The following is a 26,046-nucleotide window of genomic DNA, read 5'->3' as shown; positions in this document are numbered from 1 at the left end:
TCCGACTGCTCAGAAGCCAATGGCAAAGTCGCCCGACTGGAATGGCATTAAAAGGACTTAGAGGATACTGATACCAGGGATCTGGAGCAGTTCCTGAAGGAAGAAAAACTGAAACCGCTAACAAGGGGTTGGCTCTTTTTTCGGTTGTGATCCAGCATCCCCAATAAGGTGCCCACGCTGACTTGACTCAGACCGGGCGGCGGACGGGTTTGCCACGCTTCCGCCGAACTGTTACAATTGTTTTTATGAGTTGACAGACGAAAGGGGCTCTCACGCCATGCTCGGTCTTGTGAAGAAAATTTTCGGCGACGCCAACGAGCGTGAGATCAAACGGTGCCTGAAGACCGTTGAGCGCATCAACGCCTTGGAGCCGGATTTCGCCAGGCTGTCGGACGAGCAGCTCCGCGGGAAGACGGACGAGTTCAAGGAGAGGCTCTCCCGGGGAGAGACGCTCGACGACCTGCTGCCGGAGGCGTTCGCGGCCGTGCGCGAAGCGTCCAAGCGGACGCTCGGCATGCGGCATTTCGACGTCCAGCTGATCGGAGGCATGGTGCTGCACGAAGGCAAGATTGCCGAGATGAAGACAGGAGAAGGCAAGACGCTCGTCGCGACGCTTGCCGCGTACCTGAACGCGCTGGAAGGCAAGGGCGTGCACGTGGTCACGGTCAATGACTACCTGGCCCAGCGGGACAGCACGATGATGGGGCAGATCTACCAGTTCCTCGGCCTGACCGTCGGCTGCAATCTGCACGGCCTGACGCACGCGCAGAAGCAGGAAGCGTACAATGCCGACATCACGTACGGCACGAACAACGAGTTCGGCTTCGACTACCTGCGCGACAACATGGTGCTGTACAAGGAACAGATGGTGCAGCGGCCGCTCAACTTCGCGATCATCGACGAAGTCGATTCGATCCTGATCGACGAGGCGCGGACGCCGCTCATCATTTCCGGCCAGGCGGCGAAGTCGACCGAACTGTACTACGCCGCGGACCGATTTGTCCGGACGCTGAAGGAAGAAGAAGATTACACCATCGACGTGAAGATGCGCTCCGTCACGCTGACGGAAGCGGGCGTCGAGAAAGCGGAGCGCGCGTTCGGCATCGACAACCTGTTCGACCATGCGAACGTGACGCTCAACCACCACATCCAGCAGGCGCTGAAGGCGCATGCCATCATGAAGCGCGACGTCGACTACGTCGTGCAGGACGGCGAAGTCATCATCGTCGACGAGTTCACCGGCCGCCTGATGGCCGGCCGCCGCTACAGCGACGGGCTGCACCAGGCGATCGAGGCGAAGGAACAGCTCAAGGTGCAGAACGAGAGCATGACGCTCGCGACGATCACGTTCCAGAACTACTTCCGCATGTACCGCAAGCTCGCGGGCATGACCGGCACGGCCAAGACGGAAGAGGAAGAATTCAAGAAGATCTATGGCCTCGATGTCGTGCAGGTGCCGACGAACAAGCCGATGATCCGGGTCGATATGCCGGACATCGTGTACAAGACGGCAAACGCGAAGTTCAAGGCGGTCGTGGAAGAGATCGTCAAACGGCACCAGAACGGGCAGCCGGTGCTGGTCGGCACCGTCTCGATCGAGAATTCGGAGAAGCTGTCCGAGATGCTGAAGCGCCGCGGCATTCCGCACAAGGTGCTGAATGCCAAGTACCACGCGGAGGAAGCCGAGATCATCGCCCGCGCCGGACAGCGGGGCGCCGTGACGATCGCGACGAACATGGCCGGCCGCGGCACCGACATTCTGCTCGGCGAAGGCGTGGCGGAGCTCGGCGGGCTGCATATCATCGGTACGGAACGGCACGAGAGCCGGCGGATCGACAACCAGCTCCGCGGCCGTGCGGGCCGGCAGGGCGACCCGGGTTCGTCGCAGTTCTACCTGGCGCTGGATGATGAACTGATGCGCCGCTTCGGTTCCGAGAATATTATGGGGATGATGGACCGCCTGGGCTTCAGCGAGGATGAGCCGATCGAGAGCAAGCTGGTATCGCGGGCCATCGAATCCGCCCAGAAACGGGTGGAAGGCAGCAACTTCGATACGCGCCGGATCGTCCTCCAGTACGACGACGTCATGAATCAGCAGCGGGAGATCATCTACAAGCAGCGCCGCGAAGTGCTGTTCGCGGACAATATCCGCGAGCATGTCTTCGACATGATCCGGCCGGTCGTCGAGCGGATCGTCGAGGCGCACTGCGCCGACGAGGACATCCCGGAAGAATGGAACCTGGATGCGATCGTCGATTACGCGCACGCCACTTTCCTCAAGGAAGGCACGATCAAGCGTGAGGATCTCGAGGGCCGGGAGAAAGAATCGATCGTCGAGTTCCTTATGGAGGAAGTGCGCAAGCTCTATGACGAGCGCGAGCAGCAGATCGGCGAGGAGACGATGCGCGAGTTCGAGAAAGTCGTCGTGCTGCGCGCCGTCGACAGCAAGTGGATGGACCATATCGATGCGATGGACCAGCTCCGGCAGGGCATCCACCTGCGGGCGTATGGCGGCACCGATCCGCTGCGCGAATACCAGTTCGAGGGCTTCGAGATGTTCCGCGAAATGGTCGAGAACATCCAGGAAGAAGTCACGAAGTATATTATGAAGGCGCACGTCGAGAGCAACGTCCAGCGCCAGGAAGTCGCCAAAGGCCAGACGGAGACCGGCGGCGGCAGCAATCGCGAGACGCAGCGGCGACCGATCCGGCGCGCCGAGCAGCGGGTCGGACGCAATGACCCGTGCCCTTGCGGCAGCGGCAAGAAGTACAAACATTGCCACGGATCGAACGTTTGATCTGCGGCGGAAATTTTCAAATTTGAGGTGACCAGCGAACCATGATTGACGCAAGCGTCAAACAAGACCTGCGCGAGATGGCGAAGCGGCTCCAAGCACTCAGGGGGTCTCTTTGACTTGGATCTCAAGCAGGAGATCATTGCCGATTATGAAGAGAAGATGACGGCGCCCGATTTCTGGGATGACAATGACCGGGCGCAGAAACTGATTGCCGAGCTCAACGCGGTGAAGTCCGTCGTCGAAACCTACAACCGGCTGACGGGCGATCATGCGGATCTCGAGACGCTGCTCGAGTTGGCGGAAGAAGAAGGCGACGAGTCGCTGGAAGCCGAACTGGCGGAAGGCGTGGCCAAGCTCGTCCGCGACATCGGCGATTTCGAGCTGCAGCTTCTGCTGAACCAGCCGTATGACCGGCTGAACGCGATCCTCGAACTGCACCCGGGCGCCGGCGGCACCGAGTCGCAGGACTGGGCGCAAATGCTCTACCGGATGTACACCCGATGGGCGGAAAAGCGCGGCTTCAAGGTGGAAGTGCTCGACTATCTGCCCGGCGACGAAGCCGGCATCAAAAGCGTGTCGATCCTCATCCGGGGGTATAACGCGTACGGCTATCTGAAAGCGGAAAAAGGTGTCCACCGGCTCGTCCGCATTTCGCCGTTCGACGCGTCCGGCAGACGCCATACATCGTTCGTCTCCTGCGACGTCGTGCCGGAGATTGACGACGACGTCGAGATCGAAATCCGGCCGGAGGATCTGAAGATCGACACGTACCGCTCGAGCGGCGCCGGCGGCCAGCACGTCAACAAGACGGAATCGGCGGTCCGGATCACCCATATCCCGACCGGCATCATCGTCGCGTGCCAGTCGGAACGCTCGCAGATCCAGAACCGCGAGCGGGCGATGAAGATGCTCCGTTCGAAGCTGTACGAGCTGAAGATCGAAGAGCAGCGGAAAGAACTGGCGGCCATTCGCGGCGAACAGACGGACATCGCGTGGGGGAACCAGATCCGCTCCTACGTCTTCCATCCGTACAGCATGGTGAAGGACCATCGCACCCAATACGAGACCGGCAACGTGCAAGCGGTGATGGACGGGGAGATCGACGGCTTCATCGACGCTTATCTGCGCAGCCAGATCCGGCAAGATTCGTAAATTTTAATCCTTCGATTCGACCATCCATGATATAATCGTCGTGGAACTGCCCCGTGATCTGCGGTTGCCCATTGCCCCAGGCCGCGCGCCGCGATCCGTTCCATAACCTGAAGCAAATCGGGAGGATGGATCGGAGCCTATGGAAAGCAGCATTCTTCAAGCGCTCGCGCAGATGGAAAGCCGGATCCGCGAAGACATCGGCGGACTTCGTTCGGAAGTCGGCGAACTTCGGGTGAAGGTGGATGGTCTCGAATCAAGGATCGATGGACTCGAGTCGAAGGTAGACGGACTTGAGACAAGGATCGGCGGGCTCGAGTCGAAGATGGACCGACTTGAGTCAAGGATGGACCGACTTGAGTCAAGGATGGACGGACTTGAGTCAAGGATGGACCGACTTGAGTCAAGGATGGACGGACTCGAGTCGAAGGTAAACGGACTTGAGTCGAGGATGGATGGGCTCGAGACAAGGATCGGCGGACTTGAGTCGAGGATGGACGGGTTCGAGTCGAAGATGGATGGTTTGCGCGCGGATGTTGACGAACTTCGTTCGGAGACCGGCAGGCTTCGTTCGGATGTCGATGAGCTTCGTCAGGAAATGAACCGCCGGTTTGACAATATCGAAGAGAAGCAGATTGAACTTATCGCGCGCTATACCAGCATGCACTCACGCAAACTGGAAGCCGACCGTTTTGAGATCGATGCGTTGAAACTCCGTGTCGATCGTCTCGAATACATTACGAAACATATGGCATGACGACCAGCCGCCCGGACGCTCACCGGGCGGCTTGCTGTTCGTTCGGATTTAACCACTTCTACGGTTGGGCGGACCAATCATTCGGCGCGGCGATGCCGTACAGGAACATTGTGCGGAACTGCTCGCCGAGCAGCCGCAAATCGTGGAACTGGGCCAGCACGTCGGGCCGGGCGAAAAACTCGGTGACGCCCTGCATGTACACCATCAGGATGTGGGGGGACAGTTCCTTGCGGATGACGCCTTCCTCCTGGCCGCGCACGATCAGGTCGCGCAGCTGGTCGTGCATGTGCTCCCGGTAATAGTGCAGCAAGTCCGCTGTGATCTGCGGGTACAGCTCCAGGCTTTCCCGGATGAACCGCTCGGGCACGACAGGCATGTTCTGGTAATCGAGGATCGACGCGAGGGCCGACAAGGTGTCCGGGCTTTCCTCGATCTTCCGGTTCATGATCTCGTGCTGTTCCCGCACATAGCGTTCCATCACCGCGCCGACCAGCCGGTCCTTGCTTTGAAAGTATTTGTAGATCGTCATCTTGGCGGCCGGTACGGCGGCAGCGATGTCGTCCATGCTGACGTCGGCAACCCCCCGGACAAAAAAGAGTTCCGTCGCCTTCTCCAGAATCTGCTCCCGTTTGTTCCGTTTCAAATCCAACCCACGTCTCCCGTCTTCGGCATTCCGCGGACTTCAGGTTGTCTCAGCCGGCAATGTCTTTGTTGTGATAATACCCGATGGCTCCTAAGGCGCACAAGAGACTGACCAGCACCATGACCGCCGCGCAGGGCGCGTCCAGTCCGCCGTTTTCCACGATGGCGGCCGCGTCCGTGAAGGAGAACAGGCTCACATGGCGCAGGAAATCGAACCGGTCCGACAGCCCCGCCATAATATGCAGCGCGTAGGACAGGAACACGATGCCGAGAGCAAGCGACACGATGCTTCGGGTGCGCCGCATGACGGCCGAGAGCAGGAAGGACACGGAAGCGACGGTCACGTGAAGCAGAAAGGTTGCGAGCAAATACCACGCGAGAATGTCCAGCTCCACCGCTTCATCCGCAAACCCCGTGCAGGCGAAGCTGACCGCGGCGATGACCGCATTCAACATGAACAGGTTGGTGAGCACGGCGGCCAGCTTCTGACCCGTCACCTCAATTCGGGTGACCGGCTTGGAGAGCAGGAACTCGGCGGTATGATCGTTTTCCTCCTTCGCCAGCATGCCCGCCGCGAGCAGCGCCGCATACACGCTGCCGACCAGCGTGTTGACCAGGTGCACTTCTACGCCATAGAAGCCTGTATACGTGCCCAGATTCAAGGTGTCCATGCCGAACACTTTGGCGAGCGGCTCGGGGAACACGTTCAGCATCTCTTCCGCCGTCTGCGCATCCTCGGCGAAGGACGGATACACGCTCATCATCATCAGCACCAGCCCGCCCAGAACCGCGCTCCAAATGACGAGGCTTTTCACATTGCTCAGGAGTTCCCGTCTGTAAATCATCCGCTTCACGCCCCTTCCTGGTCCGTCTTGTATTCGTGCATGAAAATTTCCTCCAGCGACGGTTCCCCGATGCGGATATCCGACAGGGGAAGCTGCCGGGCATAATCCAGCAGGTCGCGGATATTGCCGTTGTAGAGCAGCGTCAGGACGCTGCCGCTGATGTCCTGCCGGATGATGCCGGGAAGATCGGTTTCACGCACCGGCTGCGGCCGGACATCCGCGGGAAAGGTAACCATCACCGTTTTGTAGCTGCTCCGGATCAGCCCGCTCACCGATTCCACCCGGACGAGCCGGCCGTCCCGGATGATGGCGACGCGTCCGCACATCCGCTGCACTTCGCTGAGAATGTGGGAAGAGAAGAAAATCGTCGCTCCCCGTTCCTGTTCCTCCTTCAACAGTTCAAAAAACGCATGCTGCATGAGCGGGTCGAGCCCGCCGGTCGGCTCGTCGAGAATAAGCAGCCGCGGACGATGCAGAAGCGCCTGGATGATGCCGACCTTCTTCCGGTTGCCGAAACTGAGATCCGCGATTTTGCGCGACAGATCCAGATCAAGCCGCTCCGCCAGATGCCGCATGCGGTTTTCATCCAATTTCCCGTAGAAGCCGGCGGAATAGCGCAGGAGATCCACCGCTCTCATATCGTCGTAATAGTGCACTTCACTCGGCAGGTAACCCGTCTCGCGCCGAATGTCCAGGGACTGACGCACGACATCTTTGCCGAACACCCTGGCCGATCCCGCCGTGGGTCGGATCAGATTGAGCAGAATGCGGATCGTCGTGCTTTTGCCCGCGCCGTTCGGACCGATGAAGCCGAAAATTTCTCCCTCTTCAATGGTAAAGGACAGTCCCTCAATGCCCCGCCGCTTCCCGTACCGCTTCGTCAGCCGGTCCAGTTCTACAATCTCCATTCGGATTCCCCATTTCAAGAAAATATACTTAAAACAATATTTTAGTATATTATAAAACTTATTACCACCATGTAACAAGACATTATTATACCATTAATAACAAACTAGTATATTTTTCTGCCGGCAACGCATCATTGTATTTTCATGTAAACTGTTGTATAATGATACAGACTTGTGCGCTATTTATTCCGCTGCCGCCATGGTGTAGAATGGGGAAGTCAGCATACGAATGGGAGAGGAACGGACAGATGGAAACGAAGATCAGGGCGGCGATCGTCGGCTCGACCGGCTATGGCGGCGTGGAACTGATCCGGCTGCTGGATGCCCATCCGAAGGTCGAGATTGCCGCGGTGCTGTCGTCGTCCAGCGCGGGTGAACCGCTTGCGGCCGGATATCCGCATTTGACGGAAATCCGCACGGATGTGCTGGAAGCGATCGACCCGGCATCGCTCGCGAGGAAAGCGGACGTCGTGTTTCTCGCGACGCCGGCGGGCGTCGCCGCGAAGCTGGCTCCGGAGATGCTGGAGGCCGGACTGGACGTGATCGACATCTCCGGCGACTTCCGGCTGAAATCGCCGCAGATTTATGAAGCGTGGTACAAGAAGCCGGCCGCCGATCCGGCCTGGCTGGAGCGGGCCGTCTACGGACTCGCCGAAGTGTTCGGCGAAGATGTGCGCGATGCGCGGCTCATCTCGAACCCGGGCTGTTACCCGACGGCTTCGCTGCTCGGGCTCGTGCCGGCCGTGCAGGCGGGGTTCATCGACCCGGCGACGATCATCATCGACGCGAAGTCCGGCGTATCCGGCGCGGGCCGCGGCGCAAGCCTCGGAACCCACTATGCGGAAATCAACGAGAACTTCAAGGCTTACAAAGTGAACCAGCATCAACATATCCCCGAGATCGAGCAGGCGCTCACCCGCGTCTCGGGCCGTGAGGTGACGGTCACGTTCACGACCCACCTCGTGCCGATGACGCGCGGCATCATGGCGACGATGTACGCCGCCGTGACGGGCGGCCGCACGCAGCGGGATTTCATCGACCTGTACCGGAGCTACTACGAGAACCGACGGTTCGTGCGCGTGCGTCCGGAAGGCGTGCTTCCCGCGACGAAGGAAGTGTACGGCTCCAACTACTGCGACATCGGTTTCGCCGTCGATGAGCGGACGGGGCGCGTCACGATCGTGTCGGTCATCGACAACCTCGTGAAGGGCGCGGCCGGACAGGCGATCCAGAACCTGAACCTGCGCATGGGCTGGGACGAAGGGCTCGGTCTGAACTTCGTGCCGGTGTATCCGTGACAAGCGCATGCCCTTATTCCTCAAAATCTATGATCCTGCAAGGAGACCACGATACGAACATGGGACAAGAGTTGCCATTCGAGGCCGTGCCGAACGGCTCCATTACGACGCCGATCGGCTTTGTGGCCGGCGGACTGCATTGCGGCCTGAAGAAGACGGACCGCAATGACCTCGGCGCCATCGTCTGCGAAGTGCCGGCGGCCGCCGCCGCCGTCTACACGATGAACCAGATCCAGGCGGCGCCGCTCAAGGTGACGCGCGAAGGGCTCGGGAAGGAAGGCCGGCTGCGCGCCGTGCTCGTCAACAGCGGCAACGCGAACGCCTGCACCGGAGAAGCGGGCGAAGCCGACGCCCGCGAGATGCAGGAGGCGTTCGCGCGGACCCTCGGCGTTCCGCCGCATCAGGTTGCGGTCGCGTCGACCGGCGTCATCGGCGAGCGGCTCAAGATGGACCGGATCCGCTCCGGCATCGCCGAAATGCCGGCGCGGCTGACCGGAGACGCGGACGGGGCTGAAGCATTCTGCCAGGCGATCCTGACCACCGACCTCGTGAAGAAAACGGTGTGCGTGAAGCTCGACGTGGGCGGCAGGACCGTCCATGTGGCGGGCGCGGCGAAGGGTTCGGGCATGATTCATCCGAATATGGCGACGATGCTCGGCTTCATTACGACCGACGCCAACATCGGCGGCGAGGCGCTGCAGGCGCTGCTGCGGCAGGCGACGGACGTGACGTTCAACATGATCACCGTCGACGGCGACACGAGCACGAACGACATGGTCGTCGCGATGGCGAGCGGGCTGGCCGGCAATGCGGAACTTGCGCCGGATCATCCCGACTGGAGCAAGTTCGCCGCGGCGTTCACCCATGTGTGCGAAGTGCTGGCGAAGGCGATCGCCCGCGACGGCGAAGGCGCGACGAAGCTGATCGAAGCATGCATCGTCGGCGCGGCGAGCGACGACGACGCCCGTGCGATTGCGAAAACGGTCATCGGTTCGTCGCTTGTCAAATCGGCCGTTTTCGGGGCCGACGCGAACTGGGGCCGCATCATCGCGGCGGTCGGCCGCGCCGGGCGTCCGATCAATCCGGCGACGATCGACATTTCGCTCGGACCCATCAAGGTGCTGGAGCAGTCCCGGCCTGTGCCGTTCGATGAGGACGAGGCGCTTGCCTATCTGAAAGGCGACACCGTCCGGATCGAAGTCAACCTGAACATGGGCGAAGGCCGGGCGGTCGGCTGGGGCTGCGACCTGACGTACGATTACGTGCGGATCAACGCCGCATACCGGACTTGACGGGAAGGAACGATTGAGGCGATGGGACAAGAACGGTTTGTCATGAAATGCGGCGGCAGCACGCTCGCCGCTTTGCCTGATTCTTTCTTCGACGACCTGCGGGGGCTCCAGGAAGACGGATACCGCCCCGTCATCGTGCACGGCGGCGGTCCGGCCATTTCGGAGATGCTTGGCCGTCTCGGCATCGAGTCCGAGTTCGTGAACGGCTTGCGCAAGACGGACGAGGCGACGCTCGATGTCGTCGAAATGGTGCTCGCAGGCCGGATCAACAAGGAGATCGTGCGGCGAATCCAGTCAAGCGGCGCGAAGGCGCTCGGCCTCTCCGGCACCGACGGCCGGCTGATCCAAGCGCGGCCGGTCGCAAACAGCGACGAGATCGGCTTCGTCGGTGACGTGGCCGGCGTAAATGCAGAGATTATTGAAGGCGTCATGGCGATGGGCTATATCCCGGTTATCGCGCCGATCGGCATCGACGACGGGGGGCAGCGCTACAACATCAACGCCGACACGGCGGCCGGCGCCGTCGCTTCGCAGCTCGGCGTCGATCGGATGATCGTCGTCACCGACGTGCCCGGCATCTTGCGCACGATTGACGGCAAGAAGCGGGTGCTACCGTCCGTGACAACGGCGGAGATCGACGAAATGATCGCATCCGGCGAAATCTACGGCGGCATGATCCCGAAGGTGAAATCGGCCGTGCAATGCATCCAGGGGCGCGTGCGCGAAGTCGTCATCATCGGCGGCGCCGAACCGGGCGCGTTCGCCCGCGCGGTGCGCGAAGGCGGCGTCGGCACGCGCATCGTGAAGTCCTGAACGGGGATCATTCCAAATAAATCTTTGAAAGGTGGCGCGGCGAATGAGCGGAGCGCAAGGAACGGAGGGCGCGCCGGCAAGCGCGCTGTTCCCGACATACGCCAGATTCCCGATCGCGCTCGTCAAGGGGCAGGGCAGCTGGCTGTGGGACGATCAGGGGAACAAGTATCTCGATTTCATGTGCGGGCTGGCGGTGACGAACCTCGGCCACGTGCCGGCGCAGGTGAAGGAAGCGCTCGTGAAGCAGCTTGACGAGCTGTGGCACGTGTCGAACCTGTTCGGCATCCCGGGACAGGAAGAAGCGGCCCGACTGCTGACGGAAAACAGCCATGCGGGCGCCGTCTTCTTCTGCAACTCCGGCGCGGAGGCGAACGAAGCGGCGATCAAGCTGGCGCGTAGATACAACAAGAATGTGCTGAAGAACGGACGTTATGAAATCATTACATTCAAGCAGTCGTTCCACGGCCGCACGCTCGCCACGCTGACGGCGACGGGGCAGGACAAGGTGAAGGACGGCTTCGATCCGCTGCCGCCGGGCTTTGTCACCGTGCCGCTGCATGACGAGCAGGCGCTGCGCGAAGCGATCACGGACAAGACGGCGGCGATCATGCTCGAGATGGTGCAGGCGGAAGGCGGCATCATCACGGTCGATCCCGCGTTCGTGAAGACGATCGTGCGGCTGTGCGAAGCGCACGGCCTGCTCCTCATCGTCGACGAGGTGCAGACCGGCATGGGCCGCACGGGCAAACTGTTCGCGTTCCAGCATTACGGCATCGAGCCGGATATTTTCACGCTGGCGAAGGGGCTTGGCAGCGGCTTCCCGGTCGGCGCAATGCTGGCGAAGTCGGGGCTCGCCGAGGCTTTCGGTCCGGGCAGCCACGCCTCGACGTTCGGCGGCACGCCGATCGCGATGGCCGCGGTGAAGGCGACGATCGAGACGATGCTCGCCGAGAACGCGCCGCAGCGCGCCGCGGAATCCGGCGAATACCTCAAGTCACGGCTTAAGGAGAAGCTGGCGGGCAGCCCGATCGTGCGCGAAGTGCGCGGGCTGGGGTTGATCGTCGGCATCGAATGCGCCGAACCGGTCGCCGGATTCGTGTCGGAAATCCACCGCCGCGGCCTGCTCGTCGTAACGGCCGGACCGAACGTGATCCGGCTGCTGCCGAACCTGCTCGTGACCCGCGAAGAGATTGACCTTGCCGTCGACATTCTGGCCGGCGTGCTGACCGGACAGGCGGCGGCCGCTCAATCGTAAGCGGCGCGCACGGGCGCGCCCGCATTCAGAAGGAGTGATGGATGAGATGCCGCAACTGCTCAATGATGAAATCGCCGCTTCGCTCAAAGGGCGCGATTTTCTCGCACTCGCCGATTTCAAGCCGGAAGAGATCCGTTGGTTGATCGATCTGGCGATTGAACTGAAGCGTAAGTCTAAAGCCGGAGAAGTGTACCAGCCGCTCAAGGGCAAGACGCTGGGCATGATCTTCGAGAAATCGTCCACCCGCACGCGCGTGTCGTTCGAGGTCGGCATGTACCAGCTCGGCGGATACGCCCTGTTCCTGAGCCGGAACGATCTGCAGCTCGGCCGCGGCGAGACGATCTCGGACACGGCGCAGACGATGTCGCGCTATCTGGACGGCATCATGATCCGCACGTACGCGCACCGCACGGTCATCGAGCTGGCGCGGGCCGCGACGATTCCGGTCATCAACGGGCTGACCGACTATGCCCATCCGTGCCAGGCGCTGGCCGATTACCAGACGATCCTCGAGCACAAGGGACGGCTTGAAGGGCTGAAGATCGCCTACATCGGCGACGGCAACAACATGGTTCACTCGCTGCTCGTCGGCGCCGCCAAGCTCGGCCTGCACATGTCCGTCGCGTCGCCGGAAGGCTATGAGCCCGATGCCGAGCTGATCCGGCAGATGCAGGAGACGTGCAGCGAGACGGGCGCATCGATCCGTGTCGTGCGCGAGCCTCGCGAAGCGATCGAAGACGCCGATGTCGTCTACACCGACGTCTGGGCGAGCATGGGCTTCGAGGCGGAGCAGGAGGAGCGGGCGAAGGCGTTCGCCCGTTACCAGGTGAACGAGGAACTGGTGCAGTACGCGAAGCCCGACTTCGTCTTCATGCACTGCCTGCCGGCGCACCGCGGCGAAGAAGTGAGCCCGGGCGTGATCGACGGCAAGCATTCGATCGTCTTCGACGAAGCCGAGAACCGGCTGCACGCGCAGAAGGCGATCATGGCCGCCATCATGGCGTGATTCATTTTCGACAAGGAGCGGAAATCTGATATGGCCAAGGAGAAAATCGTGCTCGCCTACTCCGGCGGGCTCGATACGTCAGTCATCCTGAAGTGGCTGAAAGAAACCTACGACGCGGAAATCATCGCCTTCACGGCCGACATCGGCCAGAAGGAAGAACTGGACGGTCTCGAGGAGAAAGCCTTCGCGACCGGCGCATCGAAGGTGTACATCGACGACCTGCGCGAAGAATTCGCGCGCGACTTCATCTTCCCGATGTTCCAGGCGGGAGCGCTCTATGAAGGGCAATATCTGCTCGGCACGTCCATCGCCCGTCCGCTCATCGCGAAGCGGATGGTCGAGATCGCCCGGGCGGAGGGCGCGACGGCGATCGCGCACGGCGCGACCGGCAAGGGCAACGACCAGGTGCGCTTCGAACTGACGGCGGCTTCGCTCGCGCCGGATATCAAGGTCATCGCGCCGTGGCGCATCGAGGCGTTCCGCGAGCAGTTCCCGGGCCGGGCGGAGATGATCGCCTACGCCGAGAAGCACGGCATTCCGGTGAAGGCCACCGCCTCGAAGCCGTACTCGATGGACCGCAATCTGCTGCACATCAGCTTCGAGAGCGGCATGCTCGAAGATCCGTGGTTCGACGCGAGCGCCGCGTCGAACCGGGACATGTACGTGCTCAGCGTGTCGCCGGAAGAGGCGCCGGATGAGCCGGAATACGTCGAACTCGAGTTTGAGGCCGGCAACTGCGTCGCGATCAACGGCGAGCGCATGACGCCGCTGCAGGTGATGGAGAAGCTGAACGAACTCGGCGGCAAGCACGGCATCGGCCGCGTCGACATGGTCGAGAACCGGTTCGTCGGCATGAAGAGCCGCGGTGTGTACGAGACGCCGGGCGGCACGATCCTGTTCACCGCCCACCGGAAGATGGAGTCGCTGACGATGGACCGCGAAGTGATGCATCTGCGCGACTCGCTCATTCCGAAGTACGCTTCGCTCGTCTACAACGGGTTCTGGTTCGCACCCGAGCGGCTTGCGATCCAGGCGCTCGTGACGGAGAGCCAGAAGAACGTCACCGGCACGGTCCGGCTGAAGCTCTACAAGGGCAATGTCATCGCCGCCGGCCTGAAGAGCCCGGTCAGCCTGTATAATCCGGACATCGCGACGATGGAAGCGGACCCGACGCAGGCCTACGACCAGGGCGACGCGACCGGGTTCATCCGGCTCAACGCGCTGCGGCTGAAGGTCGCCGCTGCCGCGCAGGCGAAATCGCGCTGAGTCTGAAGGAGGGCTGACCGCTTGCCGGGGCAACGCCCCGGAGGCCAGGACGGCCCTCTTTTTTGGAATACAAGGCGAACCATTCCCCCGCAAGGGGAGCATGAGGAGTGTCAGTCGTGAGCAAATTGTGGGGCGGCCGGTTCACGAAGCAGACGGACCGGCTGGTGGAAGAGTATACGGCGTCGATTACGTTTGACAAGGAATTGGCCGAAGAGGACATCGAGGGCAGTCTGGCCCACGCGGCGATGCTCGGCAAGCAGGGGATCATCTCCGCGGAAGACGCCGAAGCGATCCGTGAAGGGCTGCTCAAGGTGCGCAGCAAGATCCGCAAGGGCGAGATCGAGTTCTCGATCGCGGACGAAGACATTCACATGAACATCGAGAAGCATCTCATCGAGGAGATCGGGCCGGTCGGCGGCAAGCTGCACACCGGGCGCAGCCGGAACGACCAGGTGGCGACCGACATGCACCTGTATCTGCGCCGCCGGGTCGTCGAGATCGTCGACCAGCTGCACAAGCTGCAATCGGCGCTCATTGAACAGGCGAAGGCGAACACGGATACGATCGTGCCGGGCTACACCCATCTGCAGCGTGCGCAGCCGATTCTGTTCGCCCATCACCTGATGGCTTACGTGTCGATGTTCGGCCGCGACGCGGAGCGGCTGATGGACAGCTACAAGCGGATCAACGTGCTGCCGCTCGGAGCGGGCGCGCTCGCCGGGACGACGTTTCCGATCGACCGCCATTTCGTGGCCGAACAGCTCGGCTTCGACCGGGTCTATGAGAACAGTCTGGACGCAGTCAGCGACCGCGATTTCATCGTCGAGTTCCTGGCGCATGCCTCGCTCATCATGATGCATCTGTCGCGGCTCAGCGAAGAGCTCATCCTCTGGTCGAGCACGGAGTTCCGGTTCGTCGAGCTCGACGACGCGTTCTGCACGGGCAGCAGCATCATGCCGCAGAAGAAGAACCCGGACGTGCCGGAGCTGGTGCGCGGCAAGACCGGCCGCGTCTACGGCCACCTGGTCGGCCTTCTGACCGTGCTGAAGTCGCTGCCGCTGGCATACAACAAGGACATGCAGGAAGACAAGGAAGGCATGTTCGACACGGTGCGCACGCTGCAAGGCGCGCTGCAGTTGTTCGAGCGGATGATCGCGACGATGACGGTGAACAAGGACCGGATGCGCGAGGCGGTGAACCAGGACTTCTCCAACGCGACCGACATCGCCGACTTCCTCGTCGGCAAGGGCATGCCGTTCCGCCAGGCGCATGAAGTCATCGGCAAGACCGTGCTGTACTGCATCCGGAACGGCAAGTTTCTGCTCGACCTGACGCTGGACGAGTTCAAACAGTTCTCGCAGCTGTTCGACGAGAGCATCTACGACGTGCTGAAGCCGGAAACGGTCGTGAACGCGCGCGACGTCTACGGCGGCACGGCGAAACCGCAGGTGCTCGCCGCCATCGAACGCGCCGAGCAGGAGCTCGAGCGGACCGCCGCCTGGGTGGCCGCGCACGGCGAAAGCGAATAACCGGATCCCAACTCCCCTGCCCCAACGGCATTCCGATGATCGGATGCCCGTGATACCGTTTGGCGGCGGGGGATTTTTTTGCACTCAACGCATGCCGTAAAGCTGGGACAGCCCCCAGACAACCGTGACGAGGAGCAGCAGGCCGAGCGCCGCAGTCAACCAGAAGTGCAGTTTTCGCATTCCAGATCACCTCGCGCAAGGGTCATCCTCCATGTTTATGCGCTTCCCGCCGGTTTCATGACGTTTTTCACGCGGCAGATGTCGACAGCGAATGCCGCCGAATTGCCTCCGCTCCCGGCGCCGCCTCCCGAAAATTAGAAATCTTAAATTTGGAATTTGGCGCAAATTTAAAGGAATTCCGCCGTTTCTGTCGAAATGAACTTTTTAGCCATCTACAGGAAGTGATACTGTGATCGAAATGCAGGACGTCTGGAAGACCTATCCCGACGGCAGCCATGCGCTCCGCGGCGTCTCTGTCCTCATCGAACGCAACGAATTCGTCTACCTTGTCGGACCTTCCGGCGCCGGCAAATCGACGTTCATGAAGCTGATCTACCGCGAGGAAGTGCCGACCAAAGGCCAGATCTCGGTGAACGGCTTCAATATAGGGAAACTGAAACCGCGAAAAATTCCATACATCCGGCGCAACATCGGCGTCGTGTTCCAGGATTTCCGTCTCCTGCCCAAAATGACGGTGTACGAGAACGTCGCCTTCGCGATGGAAGTCATCGAAGCGCCGAAGCGGATCATCCGCAAGCGGGTAATGGAAGTGCTCGAGCTCGTCGGACTGAAGGGGAAGGCGAACAGCCTGCCCGCCCAGCTTTCCGGCGGCGAACAGCAGCGCGTCGCGATTGCGCGGGCGATCGTGAACAACCCCGCGGTCATCGTGGCGGACGAGCCCACCGGCAATCTCGACCCCGAGACGTCGTGGGGGATCATGAACCTGCTGGAAGAAATCAACTTCCGGGGCGCGACGATCGTCATGGCGACGCACAACAAGGAAATCGTCAATACGCTCCGCAAACGCGTCATCGCGATTGAGAACGGCGTCATTGTGCGAGACGAGCCCAGAGGGGAGTACGGATATGAGATTTAGCACACTCCTCCGGCATCTGCGCGAAGGCGCGCTCAGCCTCGCCCGCAACGGATGGATGTCGTTCGCATCCGTCAGTTCGATCGCGATCTCGCTGTTCATCCTCGGGGTGTTTTTGCTGCTGTCGCTCAACGTGAACAATCTGACGAAGCAGATCGAGAACCAGGTGCAGATCCGGGTTTTTCTGGACCTTGACATCAGCCAGGCGAAGATCGAGGCGATCGGACGGTCGATCGGCGCCCTGCCGGAAGTCAGCCGGATCCGGTTCGTGCCGAAGGCGGAAGGTCTCGAAATGCTCCGGAAGAATCTGGGCGAAGACGGCCGGGACATCCTCGAAGATTACGACGATACGAACAATCCGCTGCCGGATACGTACACGGTTGAAGTGGTCGATCCGGAACGGATCGCCGAAGTCGCAGCCAAGATCAAAGCGATCGGCGACGCCGATCCGGAGCAGCCGATCCGGAGCGTCCGGTACGGTCAGGGTACCGTCGAACTGCTGTTCCGCGTCACGAACGCCGTGCGCAACATCGGACTCATCATCGTCCTCGGCCTGGCGTTTACGGCGACGCTGCTCATATCCAACACGATCCGGCTCACGATTTTCGCCCGCAGGCGGGAGATCGGCATCATGAAACTCGTCGGCGCCACCAACAGCTTCATCCGCTGGCCGTTCTTCATCGAAGGCGCGCTCATCGGCTTCATCGGTTCCGCCGTGACGACGGCCTTGCTGCTTGCGGCCTACAACTGGCTCGTCCAGTCGATGCAGGTGGAGTTCGGACTGATGATGATCCGGCTCGTCACCGTCCGGGAATCCGGTCTGCTGGTCGGCGGGGCGCTGATCGGGCTCGGAACCGCAATCGGCATCTTGGGCAGTTCGCTTTCCATTCGCAAGTATCTGAAAGTGTAGGTGAAACCCGCGTGAAGCGATCGTTCGCATTTCTCATCTGTCTGCTGCTGGCCTTCGCCGTCTCCCAGCCGCATCGCACCGAAGCGGCGAGCGAACTGGAGAAGATCCGCAGCGAGATCAAGAAGCTGCAACAGAAGATGAACGATGTCGATGCGAACCTCAAGAAAGTGCAGCAGGACAAGCAGAACGTGCTCAATCAGAAAGAAGTGACGATGGAGCAGATCAACGAGCTTTCCGCCCATATCCATTCGCTCGAAGAAGAGTTGAAGCTTGTGGACGGACGGATCGCCGAGTCGGAAGAATCGCTGCTCCAGGCGGGCCAGGAGCTGGAAGACACCAAGGCGCGCATCGAGGAGCGCGGCGAACTGCTGGACGCCCGCGTCCGTCTGATGTACACGAACGGGTTCGTTTCCTACCTGGATGTGCTCCTCAGCGCGACGAGCTTCTCCGATTTCCTGGACCGGTTCGATTCGCTGCAATCGATCCTGGCGCAGGACAAGGCGATTCTGGAAGCCCACAAGGCGGACAAGGAATTGATCGAGCAGAAGAAGGCGCAGATCGAAGCGGAGCTGGCAGGACTCCAGGAGCTTTACAGCAAGAAGGAAGATTATTACAATTTACTTGTTGACAAAGAAAAAGAAAAAGAAGTCATGATTCTCCAATACAACCGGCAGATCGAAGCGCTGGACCAGCGGGCCGAAGAGCTTGAAGAGATCTCCGAAGAGCAGGAGAAACAGCTCATGGAGCTCGCCCGCAAGGAGAAAGCCGCGATCGAAGCCGAGAAGAAGAAGAAAAACACCGTTTACTATACCGGCGGCAAACTGGGCATGCCGATCAAGGATTACAAGTACGTCAGCTCGAAATTCGGTCCGCGCACGCATCCGGTTACCGGCCAGAAGTTCAAGCAGCACAACGGCATCGATTTCGCGGCGGCCTCCGGCACGGACATCTTTGCGGCCGAATCGGGCACGGTCATTGTCGCGCAGTCGATGAGCGGCTACGGCAACACCGTCATCATCGACCACGGCAACGGCCTGTGGACGCTGTACGGGCATATCCGCAAAGGCGGCATCAAGGTCAAAGCCGGAGAAGTCGTCAAGAAAGGCCAGAAGATTGCGGAAGTCGGAAGCACCGGCGTTTCCACCGGTCCGCATCTCCATTTCGAGGTGCGGCTGAACGAGAAACCTGTCGACCCTGAAAATTACCTGCGCTGACGGCGTCCGCCGCGCGTGGGGCCTCGGACCGCCACCCGAAGCGATCCCGCGGAGGATGGCGGTTTTTCTCCTCCCCTGGGGACGGCGGCAACCGCATGGCCGGCGCGGGCCGCAATTTCGATGGGAATATGGCGGCTGAATTTGGAGGGACGATTCATGCTGTTTCGTGGCCGTACGGTGACCGCCATGGTGCTCCTCACGGCGCTCGCGTCCGTGCTCGTTACATTGACGGCCGCGGAGCGGTGGCTGCTCGCCGGATCGGGCGCGGAGACGCCGGCCGGAGCGGCGCCTTCGGAGATCGAAGGGCTGACCGAGCGCGAGTCCGCCCGACTGAATGAAGTGTTGGATCTGATTGAACGGAAATATTTCCTCCCGGTCGACCGGGAGAAACTGCTGGACGGCGCGATCCGCGGCATGATCAACATGCTGGACGATCCGTATTCGGCTTATCTGAACAAGGACGAGGCGGAACAACTGGCGGACTCGATTGAAGGCACGTTCTCGGGCATCGGCGCGCGACTGCAGGTCCGGGGCGGCAAGGTGATCGTCGAATCGGCCTTGCGGAATTCGCCGGCCGAGCGGGCGGGGCTTCATCCGCAGGACGTCATCCTGTCGGTCAACGGTCATTCGCTCCTCGGCGTCGATCTGAACGAGGCGGTCCGCCTGATCCGCGGACCGAAGGGTACGAAAGCGAAACTTGTCGTACAGCGCGAAGGGGTCAGCGATCCGTTCCAGCTCATTCTCGTAAGGGACGAGATCGATCTGGAATCGGTCTTCTCGCGGCTCACGCCCGACGGCATCGGCATCATCGAACTCCGGCAGTTCGCGCTCAATTCGCTGGATAAATTCAAGGCAGCGCTCGAGGAGCTTGAAGCGGGCGGCATGAAGGCGCTCGTCATCGACGTGCGGAACAATCCCGGCGGTCCCCTTCCGGCCGTCGTGTCGATCGCGCAGCTCTTCATTCCGAAGGGCGAGCCGGTCGTGCAGGTCGAAAGCCGGGAAGACGGGCGCGAAGTGACGGTGTCGCAGGGTTCGAAGAAGCCGTACCCGGTCGCGGTGCTCATCAACCGGGGAAGCGCGAGCGCGGCCGAGGTGCTGGCTGCGGCGCTGCAGGAGTCGGCGGATGCGCTGCTGATCGGCGAGAGGACGTTCGGCAAAGGCACGGTGCAGGTCAGCTATGAGAGCGAAGTCGACGAAGGCAGCCAGGTCAAGCTGACGATCGCAAAATGGCTGACGCCGTCCGGGGAGTGGGTGCACGACAAGGGCGTCCTGCCGGACATCACCGTCGAACAGCCGGAATATTTCAAGGTGGCGCGGCTGTCCAGGGAACGGTCGCTCGTCCGGGACATGACCGCGGAAGATGTAAAGAGCCTGCAAATCATGCTGAAGGCGCTCGGTTACGCTCCGGGCAGGACGGACGGCTATTTCGACGCGGCGACCGAAAAAGCGCTGAAGGATTTTCAGCGCAATGAAGGCCTCCCCGTGACCGGCCGGACGGATGAAGCGACGGCGGATCAACTGGAACAGCGGATGCGGGACATGATTGCCGATCCCGCGAACGACCGGCAGCTGAACCGGGCGCTGGATGCGCTGCGCGTGCGGATCGGCCTGGCGCCGGCAGACGGCGGAACGGCGGAAGCGGAATCGGTGTCCGGCATTCAGGCGCCGGCAGACAAGACCCGGACGGAAGAGGAGTGAATGCCGATGGAATGGGGGCTGGAATGGCTGGAACAGGCGGGATCCGGAATCGCCGCTGCGCTGATCCAGCCGTTCGGATACGTCGCCGTGCTGCTGGTCTTGCTGCTTGCGCTCAGGCAGATCCGCGCGGAGCGCAGGCTGTTCCATGCGCGGCTGACGGCCTGGCCGGGCCGGCTGCTCGCGGCGCTGCCGGCGGGACTAGCCGTCGGCGTCCTGGTCTCGGCCGCCGTCCTGTTCCTCGGTGTTGATCTGAACGCGGATGCCGTGATCTGGCTGTGGTGCGTGTCGCTGCTGCTCGGGCTGGTGCGGCTGCGCTTCGCGGCGGCCGCTTACGGCGCGGGCCTTGTTGCCTTCTTGCAGTGGCTCTCCGGCTGGTTCGACTGGTCCGGATCGCCTGAACTGATCAAGCGGCTCGCGGCGTCGCTCGCATCGTTCGATGCGGCCGGCCTGCTGCTGATCGCCGGTCTGCTGCTGCCGGCGGAAGCCCTGCTGCTCTGGCGGTCTAGCCGCCGCCTGGCCGGCCCGGTCATCGTGGACGGCAAGCGCGGCCGCCCGATCGGCGGATGGCGGATCGACGCCGTCTGGCCGGTGCCGCTGCTCCTGCTCGTGCCGGCCGCCGGAACGTCCGCCGGCGCCGCGGAACTGCCGTGGACGCCGCTGTTCTGGAGCCTGGGCGAACCGCAGGGCTGGACGCTGCTCGGCCTGCCGGTCGTCATCGGCTCCGTCTGGCGGACGACGTCGCTCCTGCCGGCGGCGAAGGCTGCGCGTACCGCGCGGGAGCTCTTGTGGACCGGGCTGATCGCCGCTGTTGCGGGGGCGGCGGCCGCCCAATGGGAACTGTTGCTGCCGGCCGCCGCGGCGGCCGTGCCGGCGCTGCGCGAGATCGCATCCTTCATCGAGCGGAGCAGGGAAGCGGCGGCAAGCCCGCTGTACGCCCACGAAGGGAACGGGCTGCGGGTGCTCGCGGTGCTGCCCGGATCGTCGGGGGCGCAGCTCGGCATCGAGCCCGGCGAGATCGTGAGCAAGGTGAACGGCACCGCCGTCCGCACGCCGGAGGAGCTGTACGACGGATTGCTGGCCAATCCGGCGTTCTGCAAGATCGAGCTGCTCAACCACGAGGGCCATGTCCGCTTTGTGCAGCGCGCGCGCTACGAGAATGAACACCATCAGCTCGGCCTCGTGCTGGCGCCGTTCGAAGACGCCGCCTACACCGTGAGCGGCGCGCCGCGGTCGTTGATCGGGCTGCTGCCGTGGAGCCGTCCTTTCCGCCGGCGGGGCGGATCGGCGCCCGCGGCGGAGGTTGCGCATACCGCTCCGGCTTCCGATCCGGCGGCCGCGGAAGGACGCCCGTCCGATGCGGGCAGCGCCGCGCAAGATTGATGAAAAATTACCAGCATGCTTGTCCACACCTCCTTCTCGAACGGACATATATTGCAAGCAGTCCGAACGGAAAGAGGTGATGCAAAGTGGCAACCGGCAATCTGTGACTCGCGCTGTGGTCGGGAGTCAATTTCTCCGGCCGCCGCATCCTGTTCCAGCGCCGGGGCGTTGCGGTACGCGACCTGCGGGCATTCCGGTTCAATGACGAGCTGTCCAGCTTCCGGGTCAGCAACCAGTCGAGGCCGAACCAGGTGACGCTGGTGCTGTTCCGCGACATCAACTACCAGGGCCCGTACCGCGTCTTCCGCGGCAGCCAGTCGGTGGCGGACCTGCGGACGCTCGGCTTCAACAACCAGACGTCCTCGCTCATCCTCGTCGGCCGCAGGCTGTCGGATCAGGAGATCCGGCGCATTCAGGCATCGCGCAGCGCGCCCGGCGGTATCGTGACCATTCGGCCATGATGCCGGAAAGACCGTCCGAAGTTGAAGACCGTCCGGCAGCACCGGACCGGACCGGTCAGGGGCATCGCGATTTTTTCCGGCGAAGGCCGGACAGGCCGACCGGCCGCCGGACTTTCTCACCAAGCCGTCCCCGCGTCCAGCCATGACGGGGGCGGATTTTTTTGTCTGCATTTCCGTAATTGCGCGGCGTGTGGAGAACGGGTATAATCGAATGGGAACATTTATTCTCATTCGGCTGGCGACAGAGGAAAGGATTGGTCCATCCGGCGTCTGCAAGCCCGCCGCATGGGGCATACCGATAATGGCGGACGGCCCGGAGCGACGGATTCGCCCGCCGGAAGCGGGCAGCCGGAAGGAGAGGGAAGCAAGACCGATGCGAGAATCGATTACCGTCCTGGACAAACCGTTCGAGCTTGTCTCCGATTACAAGCCTCAGGGTGATCAGCCCGAAGCGATCGCGAAGCTGGTGGAGGGCGTCCGGCAAGGCAAGAAGCACCAGACGCTGCTCGGCGCGACGGGCACGGGCAAGACCTTCACGATCGCCAATGTGATCAAGGAACTGAACCGCCCGACGCTCGTCATCGCCCACAACAAGACGCTGGCGGCGCAGCTTTGCAGCGAGTTCCAGGAATTTTTCCCGAACAACGCGGTTTCCTACTTCGTCAGTTATTACGATTATTATCAGCCGGAAGCCTATATTCCGCAGACGGATACCTATATCGAGAAAGATTCCAGCATCAACGACGAGATCGACAAGCTGCGGCACTCCGCGACCAGCTCGCTGTTCGAGCGGCGCGACGTCATCATCGTGGCGAGCGTGTCGTGCATCTACGGCCTCGGTTCGCCGGACGAGTACCGCGACCTCGTCCTGTCGCTGCGCGTCGGCATGGAGAAGCCGCGCAACGCCATCCTGCGGAAGCTGGTCGACATCCAGTACCAGCGGAACGATCTCAACTTCGTGCGCGGCACGTTCCGCGTGCGGGGCGACACGATCGAGATCTTCCCGGCGGGCAGCCATGAGCGGGCGATCCGGGTCGAGATGTTCGGCGACGAGATCGAACGGATCACCGAGATCGATACCTTGACGGGCGAGATCATCGGGGAGCGGAACCATGTTGCCATTTTCCCGGCTTCCCACTTTGTCACGCATGAAGAGAAGATGAAGATCGCCCTGAAAAATATCGAGCGCGAACTGGAGGAGCGGCTGGAGGAGCTCCGGTCGCAGGGCAAGCTGCTCGAGGCGCAGCGTCTGGAGCAGCGGACGCGCTACGACCTCGAAATGATGGCGGAGATGGGCTTCTGCTCCGGCATCGAGAACTATTCGGGGCCGCTGACGTTCCGCGAGCGCGGCTCGACGCCGTACACGCTGCTCGACTATTTCCCGGACGACTTTCTGATCGTCGTCGACGAGTCGCACGTGACGCTGCCGCAGATCCGCGCGATGTACAACGGCGACCGGGCGCGCAAGGAAGTGCTCGTCGAGCACGGTTTCCGGCTGCCGTCCGCGCTGGACAACCGGCCGCTCAAGTTCGAAGAGTTCGAGGCGAAGGCGAACCAGCTCATCTACGTATCCGCGACGCCCGGACCGTATGAGCTGGAGCATTGCCAGGAAGTGGTCGAACAGATCATCCGGCCGACGGGCCTCGTCGACCCGGTCGTCGAAGTGCGCCCGACGAAGGGGCAGATCGACGATCTGCTCGGCGAGATCCGCGAACGGATCGCGAAGGACGAGCGCGTGCTCGTGACGACGCTGACGAAGAAGATGGCGGAAGATCTGACCGACTACCTGAAGGAAGTCGGCATCAAGGTCCGCTACCTCCACTCGGACATCAAGACGCTCGAGCGGATGGCGATTCTGCGGGATCTGCGCCTCGGCACGTTCCACGTGCTCGTCGGCATCAACCTGCTGCGCGAAGGTCTCGACCTGCCGGAAGTGTCGCTTGTCGCCATTCTGGACGCGGACAAGGAAGGGTTCCTCCGCTCCGAGACGTCGCTCATCCAGACGATCGGCCGGGCGGCGCGCAACGCGGACGGCCGGGTCATCATGTACGCCGACACGATCACGGATTCGATGGAACGGGCGATCCGCGAGACGGAGCGCCGCCGTTCGATCCAGATCGCATTCAACGAGAAGCACGGCATCGTGCCGCAGACGATCCGCAAGAAAGTGCACGACGTCATCGAAGCGGTGAAGGTCGCCGAATCGAAGGCCGAGTACGGAACGGACGCCTACGGCAAGATGTCCAAGAAAGAGAAGATGAAGCTGATCCAGCGGCTGGAAGCCGAGATGAAGGAAGCGGCGAAGAACTTGCAGTTCGAGCGTGCGGCCGAGCTGCGCGACGCGCTGCTTGAACTGAAGGCTGAAGTCTAGAGTTGCAGGGGTGATAAGCGGGCGGAACCCTGCGTTGGGATGATCTCGCGGCCGTTCGTCACAGCGTCTGATTGCCAGCGTTGGCAATCAGACGCTGTTTTCTTTTCGTTCCCAACATCCCTCCCCCGACGAAGTCCCTCGACCTGCGATCGGCTGCCGATCCGCGGACTCGTCACCCAAATCCGGTCAACTCAACTTCTGTATCCCGTTGATCGTCTAGTTAGGGTGAAAAAATAAGGTGGTGGAGGGAAAATGTGGAGATCAGGCAGACAAATAGGATTTCTATTGCTCATTATTGCTCTGGTGTTATCGGGATGCCAACGCGCAGCTGTACAGGACGATATGGCACAAAACGGCGGTAATATCACAACCGACGAAGTCAGTCCATCCGGAGAGAACGGCTTGCCGACAGAGGCCGGATCGCAAGCGGAGGCGGAACAGGCAAATACGACGGAGACGGATGGGACAGACGTGCCAGACAGGGATCTCCCTTCCGAAGAGCCAGCCGTTGAGCCGCGCAAGGAACCGGTTCGCATCCCTGTCTTAATTTATCAATTGACGGACGACATCTTGCAACTGCCGGTTTCTTCGATTCCGTATTATGACAAGGGCAAGATCAGGTTTCTGTCGGAGGAGGACATCAGGGCGTCCGGGAAACGTCGAACCGGACATCAGACCGGAATCGATGATGTGATGGCTCTGACGTCCAATCTCACGGGACGGGAGGACGCGGAACTGGATTGGACCGCCAGCGCCGAAGGTGAACGGCAAACGTCGGAAGGGCTGGTCATGAAGGAGACGGCGGAACGGCGTTATGAACTGTTCGTACCCGACGTCGGAAGGTATGAGATCGAACTGGAAGCCCCGCCCGGCCACGAGGTGTTGTATATTTCCAAAATCACGTGGCATCCCAACCGAGCCGCCGGAACGGAGGGGCAAGTCCAATCCGCCGATTTGCGCGCCGCAAGGTCAATCGTGTTTTATGAGCTGCCGGAGGACGTTTTCCAACGGCCGAGAACTTCCATTCCCTATTATAACGACGGAACGATCGAATATTTGCCGGAGTATGTCTTCGAGCAATACGAAGAAGGCCATCAGCCCTGGCTTGGTACGGGAATCGATGTGGCGACCGTGATGACATCCAATCTTGCCGGGCAAGAGAATCCTTATCTTGAACTGAGTGAAACATTGCCCGGCTTCCATTTCAAGCAATCGACGCCAAGCGGGATCGTCATGTTAGAGTAAAATTTGTGTTGGGGTAAAGATTGGAAAAAGCGGGCATAGAAAGAGAGCCTCTCCTTTGGTAGAGTAGAATTTGGCAAAAAACACACACTCAAAGGAGGAGGCTCCTGTGCAGCACTT

Annotated in this window: 20 protein-coding genes and 1 pseudogene; 18 read left to right on the top strand and 3 right to left on the bottom strand. The window is 61.5% G+C overall.

Features of this window, described 5'->3' with window-relative positions:
• The first annotated feature begins 277 nt into the window (after window positions 1-277).
• The 3 genes from secA to C6W55_RS01185 all read left to right on the top strand — a co-directional run bounded on the left by secA (window position 278) and on the right by C6W55_RS01185 (window position 4,703).
• A complete protein-coding gene (secA, locus tag C6W55_RS01195) occupies window positions 278-2,797 on the top strand; it encodes a preprotein translocase subunit SecA (RefSeq protein ID WP_286890990.1) in 2,520 nt (839 codons plus the stop codon).
• Between the two features lie 41 nt (window positions 2,798-2,838).
• Window positions 2,839-3,949, top strand: a protein-coding gene (prfB, locus tag C6W55_RS01190) for a peptide chain release factor 2 (protein ID WP_015253189.1) whose coding sequence is annotated in 2 segments (ribosomal slippage) — window positions 2,839-2,910 and window positions 2,912-3,949 — 1,110 coding nt in all. Because the reading frame shifts where the segments join, the coding sequence is not laid out codon by codon here.
• Between the two features lie 139 nt (window positions 3,950-4,088).
• The gene (locus C6W55_RS01185; RefSeq protein WP_286890988.1) at window positions 4,089-4,703 is read left to right on the top strand and encodes a hypothetical protein; all 615 of its coding nucleotides are present in this window, start codon (window positions 4,089-4,091) and stop codon (window positions 4,701-4,703) included.
• A 58-nt stretch (window positions 4,704-4,761) separates the two neighbouring features.
• On the opposite strand, the gene C6W55_RS01180 is transcribed toward C6W55_RS01185, so the two are convergent.
• From C6W55_RS01180 to C6W55_RS01170, 3 genes are read right to left on the bottom strand one after another with little or no spacing between them, the layout of a single operon-like run.
• The gene (locus C6W55_RS01180; RefSeq protein WP_286890986.1) at window positions 4,762-5,346 is read right to left on the bottom strand and encodes a TetR/AcrR family transcriptional regulator; all 585 of its coding nucleotides are present in this window, start codon (window positions 5,344-5,346) and stop codon (window positions 4,762-4,764) included.
• A gap of 49 nt (window positions 5,347-5,395) precedes the next feature.
• A complete protein-coding gene (locus C6W55_RS01175) occupies window positions 5,396-6,190 on the bottom strand; it encodes an ABC transporter permease subunit (RefSeq protein ID WP_286890984.1) in 795 nt (264 codons plus the stop codon).
• 5 nt (window positions 6,191-6,195) lie between these two features.
• Window positions 6,196-7,098: an ABC transporter ATP-binding protein gene (locus C6W55_RS01170; RefSeq protein WP_286890982.1), complete on the bottom strand. Its 903-nt coding sequence runs from the start codon at window positions 7,096-7,098 to the stop codon at window positions 6,196-6,198.
• Between the two features lie 248 nt (window positions 7,099-7,346).
• Here C6W55_RS01170 and argC point away from each other — a divergent pair, with 248 nt between their 5' ends.
• The 15 genes and pseudogenes from argC to C6W55_RS01095 all read left to right on the top strand — a co-directional run bounded on the left by argC (window position 7,347) and on the right by C6W55_RS01095 (window position 25,929).
• A complete protein-coding gene (gene argC, locus C6W55_RS01165) occupies window positions 7,347-8,396 on the top strand; it encodes an N-acetyl-gamma-glutamyl-phosphate reductase (protein ID WP_286890981.1) in 1,050 nt (349 codons plus the stop codon).
• A gap of 59 nt (window positions 8,397-8,455) precedes the next feature.
• Entirely contained in the window at window positions 8,456-9,688 is a 1,233-nt protein-coding gene (gene argJ, locus C6W55_RS01160; RefSeq protein ID WP_286890979.1) for a bifunctional glutamate N-acetyltransferase/amino-acid acetyltransferase ArgJ, read from the top strand.
• Window positions 9,689-9,709: 21 nt separating this feature from the next.
• Window positions 9,710-10,501: an acetylglutamate kinase gene (gene argB, locus C6W55_RS01155; RefSeq protein WP_286890977.1), complete on the top strand. Its 792-nt coding sequence runs from the start codon at window positions 9,710-9,712 to the stop codon at window positions 10,499-10,501.
• 43 nt (window positions 10,502-10,544) lie between these two features.
• A complete protein-coding gene (locus tag C6W55_RS01150; RefSeq protein WP_286890976.1) occupies window positions 10,545-11,756 on the top strand; it encodes an acetylornithine transaminase in 1,212 nt (403 codons plus the stop codon).
• Window positions 11,757-11,802: 46 nt separating this feature from the next.
• Entirely contained in the window at window positions 11,803-12,762 is a 960-nt protein-coding gene (gene argF / locus C6W55_RS01145; RefSeq protein WP_286890975.1) for an ornithine carbamoyltransferase, read from the top strand.
• A gap of 30 nt (window positions 12,763-12,792) precedes the next feature.
• The gene (locus tag C6W55_RS01140) at window positions 12,793-14,028 is read left to right on the top strand and encodes an argininosuccinate synthase (RefSeq protein WP_286890974.1); all 1,236 of its coding nucleotides are present in this window, start codon (window positions 12,793-12,795) and stop codon (window positions 14,026-14,028) included.
• A gap of 116 nt (window positions 14,029-14,144) precedes the next feature.
• Window positions 14,145-15,557, top strand: a complete 1,413-nt coding sequence (gene argH, locus C6W55_RS01135) for an argininosuccinate lyase (protein WP_286890972.1) — start codon at window positions 14,145-14,147, stop codon at window positions 15,555-15,557.
• A 409-nt stretch (window positions 15,558-15,966) separates the two neighbouring features.
• Complete coding sequence (ftsE, locus tag C6W55_RS01130; protein WP_015253202.1) at window positions 15,967-16,653, top strand: cell division ATP-binding protein FtsE; 687 nt, start codon at window positions 15,967-15,969, stop codon at window positions 16,651-16,653.
• Window positions 16,643-17,560 carry a permease-like cell division protein FtsX gene (gene ftsX / locus C6W55_RS01125; protein WP_286890970.1) on the top strand — a complete coding sequence of 306 codons (918 nt, stop codon included), beginning with the start codon at window positions 16,643-16,645 and terminating at the stop codon, window positions 17,558-17,560. Before ftsE ends, ftsX begins: the two co-directional genes overlap by 11 nt.
• A 137-nt stretch (window positions 17,561-17,697) precedes the next feature.
• Window positions 17,698-18,696: pseudogene (locus C6W55_RS01120) on the top strand (murein hydrolase activator EnvC family protein); the annotation flags it as partial.
• Between the two features lie 234 nt (window positions 18,697-18,930).
• Window positions 18,931-20,472, top strand: a complete 1,542-nt coding sequence (locus C6W55_RS01115; protein ID WP_015253205.1) for a S41 family peptidase — start codon at window positions 18,931-18,933, stop codon at window positions 20,470-20,472.
• A 6-nt stretch (window positions 20,473-20,478) separates the two neighbouring features.
• Window positions 20,479-21,852: a PDZ domain-containing protein gene (locus C6W55_RS01110; RefSeq protein WP_286890968.1), complete on the top strand. Its 1,374-nt coding sequence runs from the start codon at window positions 20,479-20,481 to the stop codon at window positions 21,850-21,852.
• 251 nt (window positions 21,853-22,103) lie between these two features.
• Window positions 22,104-22,313, top strand: a complete 210-nt coding sequence (locus C6W55_RS01105; protein ID WP_286890966.1) for a hypothetical protein — start codon at window positions 22,104-22,106, stop codon at window positions 22,311-22,313.
• A gap of 373 nt (window positions 22,314-22,686) precedes the next feature.
• Window positions 22,687-24,684 (top strand): excinuclease ABC subunit UvrB, encoded by a 1,998-nt coding sequence (gene uvrB / locus C6W55_RS01100; protein ID WP_286890965.1) that lies wholly within the window; start codon window positions 22,687-22,689, stop codon window positions 24,682-24,684.
• 252 nt (window positions 24,685-24,936) lie between these two features.
• Window positions 24,937-25,929 (top strand): hypothetical protein, encoded by a 993-nt coding sequence (locus C6W55_RS01095; protein WP_286890964.1) that lies wholly within the window; start codon window positions 24,937-24,939, stop codon window positions 25,927-25,929.
• The last annotated feature ends 117 nt before the right edge of the window (window positions 25,930-26,046 follow it).

Source organism: Thermobacillus sp., from assembly GCF_003390775.1.
Lineage (GTDB): Bacteria > Bacillota > Bacilli > Paenibacillales > Paenibacillaceae > Thermobacillus > Thermobacillus xylanilyticus.
Note: the sequence above shows the minus strand (reverse complement) of the source record. Positions and strands in the feature narration are given on the sequence as shown.